17 protein-coding genes are annotated in these 14,893 nt (G+C 41.9%); 10 read left to right on the plus strand and 7 right to left on the minus strand.

The features are described from left to right. Positions 1-198 precede the first annotated feature (198 nt). On the plus strand, positions 199-837 hold the full coding sequence (locus H6G92_RS36095; protein WP_190901361.1) for a hypothetical protein: 639 nt from the start codon (positions 199-201) through the stop codon (positions 835-837). A 259-nt stretch (positions 838-1,096) separates the two neighbouring features. Here the strand turns inward: H6G92_RS36095 and H6G92_RS36100 are convergent, their stop codons facing one another. The 3 genes from H6G92_RS36100 to H6G92_RS36110 form a co-directional block, all read right to left on the minus strand. Then, positions 1,097-1,543 (minus strand): hypothetical protein, encoded by a 447-nt coding sequence (locus tag H6G92_RS36100; protein ID WP_190901363.1) that lies wholly within the window; start codon positions 1,541-1,543, stop codon positions 1,097-1,099. A gap of 321 nt (positions 1,544-1,864) precedes the next feature. Beyond that, positions 1,865-2,110 carry a hypothetical protein gene (locus tag H6G92_RS39125; RefSeq protein ID WP_190971498.1) on the minus strand — a complete coding sequence of 82 codons (246 nt, stop codon included), beginning with the start codon at positions 2,108-2,110 and terminating at the stop codon, positions 1,865-1,867. Positions 2,111-2,654: 544 nt separating this feature from the next. Further along, positions 2,655-2,948, minus strand: a complete 294-nt coding sequence (locus tag H6G92_RS36110) for a hypothetical protein (RefSeq protein WP_190901367.1) — start codon at positions 2,946-2,948, stop codon at positions 2,655-2,657. A 298-nt stretch (positions 2,949-3,246) separates the two neighbouring features. Here H6G92_RS36110 and rpaB point away from each other — a divergent pair, with 298 nt between their 5' ends. Both rpaB and H6G92_RS36120 read left to right on the plus strand, forming a co-directional pair. Continuing rightward, a complete protein-coding gene (rpaB, locus tag H6G92_RS36115) occupies positions 3,247-4,020 on the plus strand; it encodes a response regulator transcription factor RpaB (RefSeq protein ID WP_190901369.1) in 774 nt (257 codons plus the stop codon). Between the two features lie 9 nt (positions 4,021-4,029). Continuing rightward, positions 4,030-4,170, plus strand: coding sequence for a hypothetical protein (locus H6G92_RS36120; RefSeq protein ID WP_242059471.1), 141 nt, complete (start codon positions 4,030-4,032; stop codon positions 4,168-4,170). 10 nt (positions 4,171-4,180) lie between these two features. On the opposite strand, the gene H6G92_RS36125 is transcribed toward H6G92_RS36120, so the two are convergent. Together H6G92_RS36125 and H6G92_RS36130 are read right to left on the minus strand one after the other, a co-directional pair. After that, positions 4,181-4,591: a hypothetical protein gene (locus tag H6G92_RS36125; protein WP_190901371.1), complete on the minus strand. Its 411-nt coding sequence runs from the start codon at positions 4,589-4,591 to the stop codon at positions 4,181-4,183. A 227-nt stretch (positions 4,592-4,818) separates the two neighbouring features. Then, the gene (locus H6G92_RS36130) at positions 4,819-5,751 is read right to left on the minus strand and encodes a GIY-YIG nuclease family protein (RefSeq protein WP_190901373.1); all 933 of its coding nucleotides are present in this window, start codon (positions 5,749-5,751) and stop codon (positions 4,819-4,821) included. Between the two features lie 178 nt (positions 5,752-5,929). Between H6G92_RS36130 and dinB the strand changes: the two genes are divergently transcribed. From dinB to H6G92_RS36150, 4 genes are all read left to right on the plus strand, one after another. Continuing rightward, complete coding sequence (gene dinB, locus H6G92_RS36135; RefSeq protein ID WP_313890055.1) at positions 5,930-7,054, plus strand: DNA polymerase IV; 1,125 nt, start codon at positions 5,930-5,932, stop codon at positions 7,052-7,054. Positions 7,055-7,361: 307 nt separating this feature from the next. Further along, on the plus strand, positions 7,362-7,601 hold the full coding sequence (locus tag H6G92_RS36140; RefSeq protein ID WP_190901374.1) for a helix-turn-helix domain-containing protein: 240 nt from the start codon (positions 7,362-7,364) through the stop codon (positions 7,599-7,601). 5 nt (positions 7,602-7,606) lie between these two features. After that, the gene (locus H6G92_RS36145; protein ID WP_242059472.1) at positions 7,607-12,169 is read left to right on the plus strand and encodes an ATP-binding protein; all 4,563 of its coding nucleotides are present in this window, start codon (positions 7,607-7,609) and stop codon (positions 12,167-12,169) included. Positions 12,170-12,445: 276 nt separating this feature from the next. Then, positions 12,446-12,760 carry a DinB/UmuC family translesion DNA polymerase gene (locus tag H6G92_RS36150; protein ID WP_199345120.1) on the plus strand — a complete coding sequence of 105 codons (315 nt, stop codon included), beginning with the start codon at positions 12,446-12,448 and terminating at the stop codon, positions 12,758-12,760. Positions 12,761-12,806: 46 nt separating this feature from the next. Here the strand turns inward: H6G92_RS36150 and H6G92_RS36155 are convergent, their stop codons facing one another. Further along, complete coding sequence (locus H6G92_RS36155; RefSeq protein ID WP_190901375.1) at positions 12,807-13,091, minus strand: hypothetical protein; 285 nt, start codon at positions 13,089-13,091, stop codon at positions 12,807-12,809. A gap of 119 nt (positions 13,092-13,210) precedes the next feature. On the opposite strand from H6G92_RS36155, the gene H6G92_RS36160 reads away from it, so the two are divergent. From H6G92_RS36160 to H6G92_RS36170, 3 genes are all read left to right on the plus strand, one after another. Beyond that, entirely contained in the window at positions 13,211-13,366 is a 156-nt protein-coding gene (locus tag H6G92_RS36160; RefSeq protein ID WP_190901376.1) for a hypothetical protein, read from the plus strand. 279 nt (positions 13,367-13,645) lie between these two features. Continuing rightward, complete coding sequence (locus H6G92_RS36165; protein ID WP_190901377.1) at positions 13,646-13,882, plus strand: hypothetical protein; 237 nt, start codon at positions 13,646-13,648, stop codon at positions 13,880-13,882. Between the two features lie 108 nt (positions 13,883-13,990). Then, positions 13,991-14,500: a GNAT family N-acetyltransferase gene (locus H6G92_RS36170; protein ID WP_190901378.1), complete on the plus strand. Its 510-nt coding sequence runs from the start codon at positions 13,991-13,993 to the stop codon at positions 14,498-14,500. Positions 14,501-14,609: 109 nt separating this feature from the next. Here the strand turns inward: H6G92_RS36170 and H6G92_RS36175 are convergent, their stop codons facing one another. Then, positions 14,610-14,810 carry a hypothetical protein gene (locus H6G92_RS36175; protein WP_094333315.1) on the minus strand — a complete coding sequence of 67 codons (201 nt, stop codon included), beginning with the start codon at positions 14,808-14,810 and terminating at the stop codon, positions 14,610-14,612. Positions 14,811-14,893: the final 83 nt, after the last annotated feature.

The raw sequence follows: 14,893 nt of genomic DNA on the forward strand, positions 1-14,893 counted from the left end.
CTTCAGCACATAAATCCTTTAAATCTAGACTTTGCTCACATTATGCTTTAAGTTACATTGTAATACAATACTACAACACAAAATAAGATACCCTTATCTTTTATCCGATATAAACTCCGATAAAAACCACTTGCCTTCATACAGCCTTGTGTTCTAGCTATTAAAATAAATTTATTAAGCTAGAACTAAATTGAAATTATGCCACGTAAGATATGTGGACTTGGCTTTGACTGTGCCTCAATGATGTTGCAACCGGGTATTGACCCTGGAGAATGCTTCAATTATCCAACTTGTGGAGCAGCTATTAACTTGACTCCAGATGAAGAGATCGAACTAATTCGCGTGCGGGAGATTGCGTCTTACCAACGGCAACAGGAGTGGGAACGCACAGAGGAAACCTTTAGAACCACGCGCCGCGAAGCGGCAGTGATGATGCTGATGTCGAGAGGTTGTCCTCAAAGTTCTGAATCGCTGGGCGTTGCTGCACAAATGGAAGCGATCGCTGAACTTGTGGAACAGTTGCGTGAGCAATTGAATAATTTAGAAGGACACTACGTTGCCCCTCTTGGCTGTGAAGTACATCATTATAATGTGAAGCGCCCAAGTGGAGTTTATGGATACAACAAACTCACTGCATCGGAGCCAATATTTGAACCATCCGAAAAACAGCAGAAAGTGAAAGTTGTTCATTTAAGCCATGATGACGATCCGCGAAACACTGAAGCACGGCTGGGGATTGAGCGCCGAAATCAGTTAACTCGTGTACGAACCCTCTTGGCAACAACTGTGGAACTGTTACTTGAGGCAGCCAATACCCTAGACTGTTCAGTTTTCTGATGAGGAGCGCTCAGGAAAGAAGTGTGTTTTACAACATTAGGCAGTTGCTACACCAAGAAACAGTCAAAGAAACTAATCAGAGTTTTGTGCATTTAACTTGACCTTGAAATACTGCCGCTTTAGTTTCGAGTCGCCCCGGTTGGGGTACTGTTTCGAGCTTTCAAAAATAGTTATTAGTCCGCGTTTCTCCATCTCCTTAAAAAACCATTCCCATCGCTCCAAGTCGGATGGGGGCGCAGTGAATCGTAAATCGTTAATCTCACCCATTATCATCACCCCAGCTGATTTCCTCTAAAAACTCAACAGCATTATTCTCCCAGGTTTCCCCTTGTCTAGCCTGTCTAGCTTGACTATCTTCTTCAAATATCATTAAATTAGGAGGATCGAGAATATCCAAGCGTGACTCAATCAAAGCTAGGGATTGTGCTAGTGTGGCAATTTGTTTTCTATCCTTTCTAACCTCACCCATCAAACTTATCTGAATATCAACTATTCGGCGCTTCAATTCGTCTACTTCTAGCTTGGTGACAGCTAGTTTAGGTTGGGTAGCTTGGGTAGCTGGGTGAACTGTCAGGCGATTTTTTAAGGCATCCAAAACAAACTCTTTGAGAGAAATACGTTCATCTTGCGCCCGTGTCTTGACAGTCTCAAGTAATTCTTTCTCTCCCTCACCATCAAACTTGATGTTTAATTGTGGTCGGCTCATGGCTAGACTTGAGTAGCTTTGTCTACCCAAATCATAACTTAATTGCGTTCCCTCTTGGGTTGCCGTAGGTATCGCTAGTAGTCTGCCAACCCAAAGATGCGCTTGTGAGGGCTGGGGAAAGGGGAAGGGGAAAGGGGAAGGGGAAAGGGGTAAAGGATTTAAAACCTTTCCCCCTTTCCCTTTTCCCTTTACCCCGCCAAGTTCACTTGGCGAACTACTAGTTTGAGTTGTCCTTGGTCATGCGTGAATTGCTTTGACTGTCCCTGAGCGCTTACAGAATAGGGACGGGGGATTTCGCCGAATTTGTGAAAAAAGTAGGAACTAAGTTGAAATATTAATAACTTTTGGCTCAATTACTGTACCGTCCAGAAGCAAAACGATCTCACTGCGATCTAAATAATAAATATGCTTATCAATTTCTGGGGCAAACACAATATGCCAATACCATAGAAATGGCTTTGGATGAGGTTGCAGAGATTGAATCGAGGCAGCTATACATACATAAGAGTTGAATTGAGGTCGCTTTCGATAAGCTTCAGCCCGACCAATTTCAATAGCCTCGCTCATTGATAAAGGCACTGCTGACAATTCCGGATTCCAGGTGGAAACTTTTTTAAAAAGTGAAAGGGACACCTCGAAGTAAAGCTTCTTTTCTTCTATACTGCAAACTAGCAGAGTAATTATTATATCTTCAAGCATCAAAGCAAATTGTAGATTATCCTAATCAAGGAAAGAATTAATAACAAATAGGTTTAATTGTCAATATTTTGATAATTAATGATCGTATATCTAAACCTACTTGTCAATAGCATTTGAGATACCCTTACACTGAGAAATTAACGTTTATGTTTTAGTTAACATGAAAATTACCCTTCCTTTGAAAATAAAGTATGCCGAATACTTGAAATATAAAGATCAATATCTCTGTCAATTTACGAGGGTTCAACATCATAACAAACGGGATGAATATGTCCTTGCATAAGTAAGCTTGGCAAAAATCTGGGCTAATAAAAAATGATTATCAAAAATTTGAGTCATGCGTAGATTCAATCAATACGATTGAAAGGGGCGTAGGAGGTATAGATGCATGAACGCTCTGTAATCATGGGGTCTACCCACAGAAATCATCTACCCGAATATCCCGCCAGACATCAGAAACCTGCCAGCCGGAATTTCCCACCGATTGTACTGGAGGGTTGTCAAGGAGCGGAATATAATCAGGAACTCTAGGCTCAGAAGTGATTACTGGTTTCTCCTCAACTTCAACCACAGGGGCAGTAAAATTGTCAGTATTAGCTTGAAGAAGTTGGTCTTCTGCTTCTTCGATCAACTTCATCTGTTTCAGAGTAAGCTTGTCGGATTTTTTAATGATCTTCTTAATATCTGTATCATTAGAAGTTTTCATTGGCTGTTCCCTTGAAGGCATTGGCAAAAAAGTTGTCTGAGTAAATTTGGGAGAAGTTATATATAAATAATTTGCACGGAATTAACAAGGTACACCAAATCGATGGAAAATACGAGTCCCTTGCAGAAGAATTTATTAATTGTGTACAAATCTGTTTTCGGGTAGATGTCCCAGCATAATCTGTTGCACAGATGCAAGTATTAAGCGTAAGCGTAGCTCGCCGCAGGCATCGCTTCTTTCCTTATAACTGTACTTCAAGATTGTTTTGCGGTTTTGACTCCTAATAAGCAGATAATGGATGGTTGAGAGTTCTCGCTCATTAGGAACAGCGTTGAGAAACTTATTAGGTGAGAAAGGCACAATCTTAGTAGTAGATGACGAAGCCAGCATTCGCCGAATTTTACAGACGCGGTTAGAAATGATTGGCTACAGCGTAGTTACAGCTAGTGATGGTGAAGAAGCTTTGTCAGCTTTTCGCTTGTTGACCCCTGATTTAATAGTTCTAGATGTAATGATGCCAAAGCTAGATGGCTACGGTGTGTGCAAAGAATTACGGAAACAATCAGACGTACCAATTATCATGCTCACAGCTTTAGCAGATGTAGCAGACCGAATCACTGGGCTGGAACTCGGTGCTGATGACTATATGACAAAACCTTTCTCACCCAAAGAACTAGAAGCTCGAATTGCCTGTCAACTAAAACGGCGCTCCCACAAAACTAGTATGAATACTATTCCTAACTCTTTTATAATTCATACAGGCGACCTGAAAATCGATATAAGTAAGCGGCAAGTCCATAAAAATGAGCAACGCATTCGGTTGACAGGTATAGAATTTAGCTTACTAGAGTTGTTAGTGAATGATTCGGGAAAGATTTTTTCGCGGTTAGAAATATTACGGCAATTGTGGGGCTTTGTACCAGAGATGAGTACAGACACCCGTGTGGTAGATGTGCATATTTCACGATTACGGACAAAGGTAGAATCCGACCCCAACGATCCAGAATTTATTATCACAGCAAGAGGTAGTGGTTATTTTTTCCCTCGAATTGTTGAATCAGAACAAGAATAACAGAAAAATATGAGTAAGCTCATCTTAATTACAGGCATAAGTAAAAGTCTAGGTTATGCGATGACCGAGGGTTTTATTCAACAGGGACATACTGTTATTGGTTGTGCCTTAAAACCCAAAGATAACGGAATTCCCTTAACTGTACATTAAAGAGTAAATCTCAATTGTAATCGTTACCCTGCGGTGCAGACAGTTGAATCATTTCAGAGAACCGTGAATACTTAACCACATCAGTAGCAGGATAATCCTCTGATATTGCAATTAAGCCAATTTTTATATCCTCGAAATAAATCACACCCCCAATACGTCCTTCAAGAAAGAAAGCTCCATGAAATAAATGATATTGAGCGATGTAGATTAGCAAAAAGTCACTAATCTTTATTGCCCTATTAAACATCTGGTGACAAGTTTTTTGGAGGACAGCATCTAAATATTGATTAGCGGCAGGCTCACCCAGGTCAGTGAATGCTGGCAGATCCGCAAAATGATCCATATAAAATAGCCAGATATCGGACAAGTCTGCGTCATTCGTCAGTTTTCGCTTAAGTTCTTGCAATCGGTCGATATTCATATTGTGAATATTGAGTAGATGGAATAAACAGACAGTACTGTTAAAAGTTATCAATTATTTTTGCATTAATGGGGGATAAAGAATCGCCACCAAAGGTTTATAGCAAATTGTGGGGGACTTAGATCGCGGGATAAATAGACCACTGATAACTTGTTCACTGTTAAAAAGCTACCGAGTGCGATCGCATAAAAATATGGGATTTGGCTGTTGCAGAGCATGAGTATAGGCTAGATAGCAACTTGAGATAAGCTAATATTGTCCTTAAGAATGTTTATCTCTCCAGTCGAAAGTACTTTAGCTTTCATACTATGTAGCTCACTTAGGATAGCGTTAGCATCCGAGGGATTAAACTTGAAGTACTCAGTTAAACTACCAATGCGATAATTGTAATTATGATAGCGGTGTTTAAAATATAGTTCGACATTCCCCCTGTGTGGCCAAGTTCCAAGTATTTGAATAGCAACAGTTTTATAAGGGATAAATAAATCTGCTTTTATTTCTACCAATCGTTGTTGGATAGGTCTAGTAGTAACTCCTATCTTGTACAAAGTGCCAATGTGTGTTTGAATCTCTAAAAAATACAAATTACAAGATAAAATTCGTTGAAATTGAGCGCGATAAAGTGTTAAGTCAGTAAGGCAATATAACTTATCTGCTGCATTTTTATATAAAGCGTGTTTGGCTGCTAGCTCCAGTTTCAACAGCTTTTTGAGCAATAGTGGCTCTTGCACTTGGTTAAACAAATCAAATTCTAACGCCCCAACAGGAATTTTACCCAAATTCGTAAATTCATAAGCTGGAGGAGTTAAATAGATATTTTTGTGGAACATAAAGGCTTTAATAAGCCCTGGAGTAACTAAACCAGGGCTAATAGGATAATTGATTGAGCCGTATTCTTTCCAAAGCAATTTTAATTGTGCTAAATCTTTACGTGATAGATAAATATTGAAATTATCATATAATGGTAAAATCGGAAAATCACGGTTAGCCACAGGCAAGCAGGTGGCTGACGAATGGGCAAAGTGATGTTGCTTGACCTTACCTTTCTTAGCAGTTAGCCCACCGTAACAGTAAGGGCATAAAAGCTCAGTCTTACCACTACCAACATCTTCAACACAGACTAATTGTCCATCTGGAGCTACACCAAATTTGAGCCACATTGCTACACTTACTCATTAACAGAAAAACCAATCGGGGCTGATAGTAGAAAGTTCAAGCAGGCTTTAAATAATTTGCATATCTACAAAATTTGCTTCAAACTAGTGCTAGTGTACTATAAGATTTCTAATTTAGGATTTAATTTGCTCGTGGCATAGTGCGTAAAAAACGAGACTGCTTGTGACAAAGCTACCCTTGGGACAAGAATCTGCCGCTAGAACCAGGAAAATAGTTCACGTTGATATGGACGCTTTCTACGCATCAGTAGAGCAGAGGGACAACCCTAGCTACCGAGGCAAGCCGTTAGTAGTCGGTGGCAGCCCGAATCAACGAGGCGTAGTTGCAGCAGCCAGTTATGAAGCTCGTAAGTTTGGCATTCACTCAGCCATGCCATCAGTCACGGCAATCGCTAAATGCCCTGGGCTTATCTTTGTCAGACCGAGATTCGACGTTTACCGAGAGATTTCTACTTCAATCCACGCCATATTCAAACGCTACAGTGATTTAGTGGAAGGGGTTGCACTAGATGAAGCATATCTAGATGTTACTGAGAACCGACAAAATATCCCCTACGCTTCTACTATCGCAAGACACATCAAAACTGCGATTTTCCAGGAAACGAAATTGACGGCAACCGCAGGTGTGTCGATTAACAAGTTTCTGGCAAAAATGGCATCAGGGCAGAACAAGCCGAATGGGTTGACAGTGATTTTACCAGAGCAAGCGATCGCCTTTGTAGAACAGCTGCCGATTGAGAAGTTCCACGGCATTGGAGAGGTTACAGCAGCGAAAATGCACTCGCTCGGCATTCATGCTGGCGCAGACTTAAAGGAGCGATCGCTGACTGACCTAATACACCACTTTGGTAAAGCCGGTCATTATTACTATAAGATTGCCAGAGCAGAAGATGACCGCCCAGTTGAAGCAAATCGAGTTCGTAAGTCCATCGGTGCAGAAACCTCGTTTGCACAAGACTTAAGCGATATCAGCCAGATGTTGCAAGAACTCGAACAGATTGCCCAAATTGTCGAGCAACGGTTGGAGCAGCATGAAACGCGAGGACGCACATTAACTCTGAAAGTCAAGTTTTCTGACTATCAGCGGTTAACCCGTAGTAAGACAATGCTTGCTCCCATCAGTGAACTCTCTACGATTTTCGAGATAGCCAAAGTGCTGTTTGAGTCGATTGAACTGGAGAATCGTAGTATCAGATTGTTGGGGATTTCTTTGTCTAACCTTGATAATCAAAAACAAACCAAAGTCATTCAACTGCCACTATTTCAGAATGGGAACATCATATTTTAGGCTAGGTTTAGCCCGCACTTATACATACTTTAACTGCGCTCAGTACAAGAAGCTCAATTACTGTTGAAAGCATTTTACAAGCTCATTAGTGACTGCAATTGCGTGTCTGAATGCTTAGGGAGATTTTCCCTCTTGCCTGAGTGGTTGGCGCAAGCCTGCATTCTTATGGTGAGTCAAGGAACTAAGAATCCACGTCTATGAGAGAGCGGGGAGTGCCAATAAGTAGAGCTTATACCTAATGGTAGATATTTTGCTGTATATCACACCTGTTATAGTCAAATAGCTTAAGCGAAGAAGGCAAAACTAAATGGCGGCTGTAAAGCCTGTAGAAGTTGCAGCATTAATTCGGGAAACTCGACAGCTACTGCAACTATCCCAAGTGAAGTTTGCAGAGAAACTTGGTGTGTCATTTGGGAGCGTCAATCGTTGGGAAAATGGACGAACCCGACCAATTCCTTTAGCACTCAAGCAGATTGAAACACTGCTGCATAATATGGGAGAAGAGGGTGAGGAAGTGTTGGTCAAATACTTTAAAAATCAGGGGTAGCAGGGATGTCATCTAACAGAGAAGGCATGACTGGCAGAAGTATTTTTATTGAGGGTGGCGAGGTTGGAAACCTGATGCGATCGCTCGATTGGTCACAGACTCCTTTAGGTGATGTAGCTAATTGGCCCCAGAGCTTACGGAGCGCGATTAGCATATTGCTGCCTTCTAAAGCCCAGATTTGCCTGTTTTGGGGAACGGAATTAATCACGATTTATAATGATGCTTATAGTCCTGCCATTGCCTCAAAGCATCCTTGGGCATTAGGTCGCCCAGCTAAGGAAGTATGGAGCGAAGTCTGGAATGTTTTAGAAGATTTGGTTAATGGAGTTATTGCAACAGGAGTTGCATTCTGGGCGCAAGATTATTTATTTTTCCTGAATCGATATAGTTATATAGAGGAAACTTACTTCGATATCTCCTACGACCCTGTGCGAGACGAGAGCGGGAGCGTGGGAGGAGTATTTTGCATTGTAAGTGAAACAACAGGACGCGTCCTGGGAGATCGCCGTTTACAAACTCTGAGCTTACTGGCGAGCGAAACGGCTCAAGCAAAAACTGTAGAAGCAGCAAGCTTAAGTGCAATCCAATCTCTAGCAACAAATTCTTATGATATTCCATTTGCCATGCTGTATCAGGTGGAGGCAGATGGCAGTAATGCAAAGCTGGTTGGAACTACTGCTGCAATCGAGCAAATAGAAGCAATACCATCGAGAGTGAACTTAACTCAGCAGAGTGATGCGTGGAAACTCAACCAAGTTTATCAGACCAGGGAAGCAGCAATCATTGATGATTTGACAACTCGGTTTGGGGCTTTGCCCAAAGGAGCTTGGGATAAATCTCCCTCGGAAGCTTGGGTCGTGCCGCTGATCCCATCTGGACAACAACAAATAGTTGGATTACTGGTATTGGGCATCAATCCACACCGTGCTTTCGAGCAGGAGTATAGAAAGTTCTTTGATTTGATAGTAGGTAATGTAATAAGTGCGATCGCCAATGCACATGCTTATGAAGAAGAACACAAACGCCTTGAGGCACTAGCAGAACTGGATCGAGCTAAAACGACCTTTTTCAATAATGTCAGTCATGAATTTCGCACTCCTCTAACGCTGATGCTGTCGCCGCTCAAAGAAACGTTAACCGAATTAGATGGAATTATTCCAGCTAAAGCAAAAGCACAATTAGAGATGGTGCAGCGCAATGGAATACGACTACTCAAGCTTGTGAATACTTTGTTAGATTTCTCACGCATTGAAGCCGGACGCACGATAGCTAGCTATGAACCAATCGATTTAGCTAAATACACCGCAGAACTAGTAAGCCTCTTCCAATCTGCTGCTGAGTCTGCGGGATTAGAATTAGTTGTAGATTGCCCTCATATAGCAGAACTTGTTTACGTGGATCGGCAAATGTGGGAGAAGATTTTATTAAATTTGCTCTCGAATGCATTAAAGTTCACGTTTGAAGGAAAGATTACAGTTTCTTTGCACTTGCTTGGGAATATAGTGTCATTGGCGGTGTGCGACACGGGTACTGGTATTCCAGCACAAGAGGTTCCCCGGTTATTTGAGCGGTTTCATCGAGTTGAAGGTGATAAAGGACGCACCTTTGAGGGAACGGGTATTGGGCTGTCGCTAGTCAAAGAATTAGTCCATCTACATGGTGGGACGATTACGGTTGACAGCACGTTAGGTCAAGGAAGTACCTTTACTGTGCAATTGTCAACTGGAACGGCTCACTTACCGCAAGATCGTCTCAAGACTGACCAAAACAGTGTTTATAGCGTTGCTGGTGCAACGTCTTATGTTGAAGAAGCTTTAGGTTGGCTTCCGAAAGAAGGTGTTGAGCAAGATTTTTCTTCTGCCTCAGATAGCCCCCCTACTTCTTTTGCCCGAATTCTCCTGGTGGATGATAACGCAGATATGCGCGATTATTTGCAACGGATTCTTAGCGAGTACTACACAGTGGACGTAGCTGTTGACGGTGAAACTGCTCTAGCCGTTGCATACAATACCCCCCCGGATCTAATCCTCAGCGATGTGATGATGCCAAGAATGGATGGCTTTGAGTTGTTGCGGCAGTTACGAGGTGATTCTAGAACACGTGAAATTCCAATATTGTTGTTGTCTGCCCGTGCTGGAGAAGAATCGGCAGTCGAAGGATTAGAGGCTGGGGCAGATGATTACTTGGTGAAGCCATTCAGCCGACGCGAATTGCTAGCGCGGGTTGCCGCGAATTTAGAATTGGGACGAGTGCGCCTTGCTGCTAGTCAGCAGCGCTTTCGCTTCCTGGCTGAATCCATTCCTCAAATGGTTTGGACGGCTAATGCCATCGGGCAGGTGGATTATTGTAGCCCTCGGTGGCGTGACTACACCGGATTAGCCCTTTTGCAAATCCACGGGTTCGGCTGGCAAGACCTGATCCATCCAGAGGATCGAGAACACACTATCTCGGTGTGGACTCAAGCAGTTGAGACGATCAAGAGCTACGAGGTTGAACATCGCTTGAGACAGGCTGATGGAACCTATTGTTGGCATCTCACTCGTGCTTTACCAATGCTGGGTGAAAACAATCAAATCATTCGCTGGTATGGCACTTGCACAGACATCAGTGAGCGAAAACTTGCAGAGTCAGCCTTGCGTAGCTCTGAAGAACGCTATCGAACGCTGTTTGAGTCTATTGACGAAGGCTTTTGCGCGATCGAAATGCTGTTTAATGAAAACGGCACGCCGAACGATTACCGCTTTTTAGAAATCAGTCCGTCGTTTGAAAAACAAACCGGACTCAAGGATGCACTTGGCAAAAGGATATGCCAGCTTGCTCCGAATCATGAAAAGTATTGGTTTGAAATTTACGGGCAAGTCGCTATAACGGGCGAACCCATTCGCTTCGAGAATCAAGCTGTTGCCTTAGACCGTTGGTTTGATGTTTATGCATTTCGTATTGGGCAGCCAAAATACCGAAAAGTTGGTGTCCTTTTCAAAGACATTAGCGATCGCAAATTTGCCGAAGCAGCCCTGCGAAAAAGTGAAGAGCTAAAGGAACGAATTTTAGAGAGCAGCCAAGACTGCATCAAAGTTTTAACCTTAGACGGGCGGCTAATCTACTTGAATCAAGGCGGGCTGAACCTTTTAGAAATTGATGATCCTGCGTCTTTATTTAACGCTGAGTGGATTAATTTTTGGCAAGGCGAAGACCAAGAAAATGCTTTGGTTGCACTTGCTGCCGCATCATTGGGCAATATCGGTCAATTTCAAGGCTACTGCCCCACGGCAAAAGGCAAGCCGAAATGGTGGGATGTCATTGTCACGCCAATTCGAGATGCATCAGGGCAAGTTGTCCAACTCTTGTCAATCTCACGAGATATCACCAAGCAAAAGTTTGCCGAAACTGAACGCGAACAACTGCTTGAGCGTGAGCAAGCTGCTCGTCAGCAAGCTCAGACAGCGAATAGAATTAAAGATGAGTTCTTGGCAGTGCTATCCCATGAATTACGCTCGCCCCTTAACCCGATTTTGGGTTGGACGAGTTTGCTTCGCAAAGGCTCTTTAGACAAGAGCAAAACTGCTTATGCAGTGGAAACCATTGAGCGTAATGCTAAACTCCAGGTGCAATTAATTGAAGATTTGTTGGATATTTCTCGCATTTTACAGGGTAAACTGAGTTTGAATGTGATGCCCGTCGATCTGGGTGCAGTGATCCGAGCCGCTCTAGAAACTGTTCGATTAGCAGCAGTAGCCAAGTCACTGCGAATTCAGACAAAAATTCCATCCACGCTTGTCACGATTAGCGGAGATGCGGTCAGGTTGCAGCAGGTGCTGTGGAATCTGTTATCAAATGCAGTCAAATTTACGCCGAATGACGGTAAGATTACAGTTGCTTTAAAAATAGCTGGAACTGATGCCCAAATTACTGTCAGCGACACTGGAAAAGGTATTAATCCTGACTTTATCCCCTATATCTTTGAACATTTCCGGCAAGAGGATGGGGCAACGACCCGTAAATTTGGCGGATTGGGATTGGGACTAGCGATCGCACGGCAAATTGTCGAACTGCACGGAGGCAGTATTCAAGCCGAGAGTTTAGGTATTGAACAAGGGACAACTTTCACCGTGAAGTTGCCCTTGCCCAAGCATAATGATTACCGAATAAGCAATCAACTAATTGACGATACGCTTACGTCTTTTACTTTGCCGTTGCTGAATGTGAAAATACTTGTTGTTGACGATGAATTCGACACCCGCGAGTTAGTTGTCTTTGTTTTTGAGCAGGCAGGAGCAATTGTTACCTCTGTACCATCGGCAAGTGAAGCATTGTCAGTTTTAGTCGAGTTCAAACCTGATGTGCTGGTCAGTGATATTGGAATGCCAGAAATGGATGGTTATATGCTAATACGTAAAATTCGGGCGATGTCACTCAATAAGCCAATTCCAGCGCTCGCACTCACTGCTTATGCTGGAGAGATTAACTCTAAGCAGGCAGTAGATGCTGGATTTCAACGGCATATTTCTAAACCAATCGACCCAGACATACTTGTGCAAACTGTTGTAGCTTTAATCTCTTGTAGATAATATTACTGCTTAATTTGTATTTAACTGTAACACTGAGATAGTAACTGCTAAAGTTTAAGCAATTTTAGCTCGGAATTTCTAAAATTTTCCTAATAATAAGAACTTCATTCAGAGATAATGTTTATAGGTTATAAATGATGGATTTGCAAGAGAGCAGCCTGAACATATTCTATTACGGCATCTAAGGTTGGAACAAGCACTATACCGCAGACTTCAGGCAGATGGATTAACTGTGATCAACACCTATCGGCATCTAAAGTTGGAGGAGAAAGCCCGTTGTTTAATAATTGTTTCCTCCTTCTCTCTAAATCAGTCAAGCAACGGTTAGAGCAGCATGAAACGCGAGGACGCACATTAACATTGAAAGTCAAGTTCTCTGACTTTCAGCAGCTAACCCGCAGTAAGACAATGCTTGCTGCCGTCAGTGAACTATCTACGATTTTTGAGATAGCCAAAGCGCTGTTTGAATCGATTGATTTGGAAAACCGCAGTATTAGGTTGCTGGGCATTTCCTTGTCTAACCTTGATAACGCCAAACAAACCCAAGTAATTCAACTGCCACTATTTCAAAATGCAGGCATTATATTTTAGCGTAGGCTAGCAAGAACCGCAGGCATCGCGCTGTTTAAATACTGACTCACCCACGACAAAAATCATCAACTCTCAACTCGCGCCAAACATCAGACGGTTGCCACCCAGAGTTACCAACAGAGCGTAGGGGGCGATAGTGTTCAGAAATGTATTCGGATTCGGAAGCGTAGTCTTCAATGTACACAGGTGAATTTGGTTCAATCACTATTTCAGAAATATTTTGGCTCTCAGGCATCTCAATAGGTTGAGTCGGTGGTGGGGTTACTTCTGTTTTCTTGCGAACTGAGTTAGGTTTTTTTTTGATGAGTCGTTTCATATCTATAGGAATCATTCGGCTTTCCACAAAGAACGGATATCTTAGAATACAAGAACTTATCAACGACTCAGAGGCATTTTGCCAGAAAATTGTATGGGCGTGGATTGCTTTTTAGGGACGGGAGCCAGTTTGATTTGGCATTGATACAACTCGATCGCTATACCCCCCAATCACCCATTCAGGTAATAGTTGCTCAAAACGACCATTTTTTCTTCTCTGTATACAAAGGCGAAAATGAGAAGTTGATTGTCTCTTGGGTTGCGATTGTTGCCATTGAGCAGTGCCAATAAATTTATATATTTTATTGAGATGAATAACTCATTGCCTTGCTAAAACGATTTATTTACTTTTCCCTGACTTGGCAAAAATTTTTAATTATTTTTTAATATTTCCATTAGGTGATGCCCTCAAACCCTCACAGCCCCTTATTACTCAAGATACAAATTAACTATTTCCTCTCAAGTATCTTTAGGTAGAACTTATAAATTTATAGAATTCGTAGGATTTTAAACGGAAACTTATTTTAGTTGATGTAGTTTCAAAATAAGACTTATATTATCTGTTGAACAATGCCAAATAATTACTTTACATCAATAGAAGAAAGAGAAAAAATATTTTGCACAGAACTGGTTAAGTACGGTGTGGAGTATGAAAAAGCGGTTATAGCAGCTAAAATTATAGCCTCTGGGCAAGGGGATGAGCATTTATCACCCTCAGAGATAGAAATCGTTAAAGATGCTTGCAAAAAGTGGTCAGAACAGAATCAGCGCTTAAAGCGTTTGAAAGCTCTTGTAAATCAAATTTAGTTTAAGTTAACAACAAGTTTCATGCAGTACCTAGGAAGCAATAGGAACAATCAGCCCAATTTCATCAGCATAATAAATAGTTAGACATCAATAACTTGGTGTTCGACTATGAAAGTTCTTGAAACAGAGCGTTTAGTTCTTCGTCGGTTGACAGTTGAAGATAGCGAGTTCATTCTTGAGATATTGAATGACCCTTTGTGGTTGCGCTTTATTGGTGATAAAGGTGTGAGAACCCTTGATGATGCTCGTGAATATATTTTGAAAAATCTGGTTGCTATGTATGAGCGTCTCGGTTTCGGATTGTATTTGGTTGAGCTAAAGGGGAAGAGCGTCTCGATTGGAATTTGCGGTTTGATAAAAAGAGATTCCTTGGAGGATGTGGATGTTGGGTTTGCCTTTCTTCCTAAGTTACGGGGAAAAGGATACGCCTATGAATCTGCTTCTGCTGTCATCATGTATGGGAGAAGAACCTTCGGCTTAACTCGTATTGTCGCTATCACTACACCGGACAATTATGGTTCAGCAAAGCTGCTCAAAAAACTAGGACTAAGCTTTGAACGAATGATTAAATTATCTGATGATAGTAAGAGTGTTAGTTTGTTCATTTCTGATGTCTAACAATTGCGGTGCAGCGGATTTAAGAAAGCCACTCGTGTTGATTTGGACTTTTTAGGAACCTCTGACCGCAGCCGTTATGCCGCGAATTTCAGTTACCGTCGTAAGCATTTCACAAGCTCATTAGTGACTGCAATTGTGTGTCTGAATTATCTCCCAATTCTTGTTGTAGTTGGGATAGTTGATTTTCTAACGCTTCAGCAGTATGAATGAGATTTGACTCTTGGGCTATTTTTAGCTGGGTTTCTTTAATAGAGATTTTTCTCACTAGTTCATTCACTGCATCGACTGAATCATCATTTTCAGTAATCATGGCTTCATCACGAATATCCGTTTTTAGCAGAAATAATTGCTACAAAGCTTGCTATGTATGAATAAAATTAGCTACATTTTTCA

The organism is Nostoc foliaceum FACHB-393, assembly GCF_014698505.1.
GTDB lineage: Bacteria > Cyanobacteriota > Cyanobacteriia > Cyanobacteriales > Nostocaceae > Nostoc > Nostoc foliaceum_A.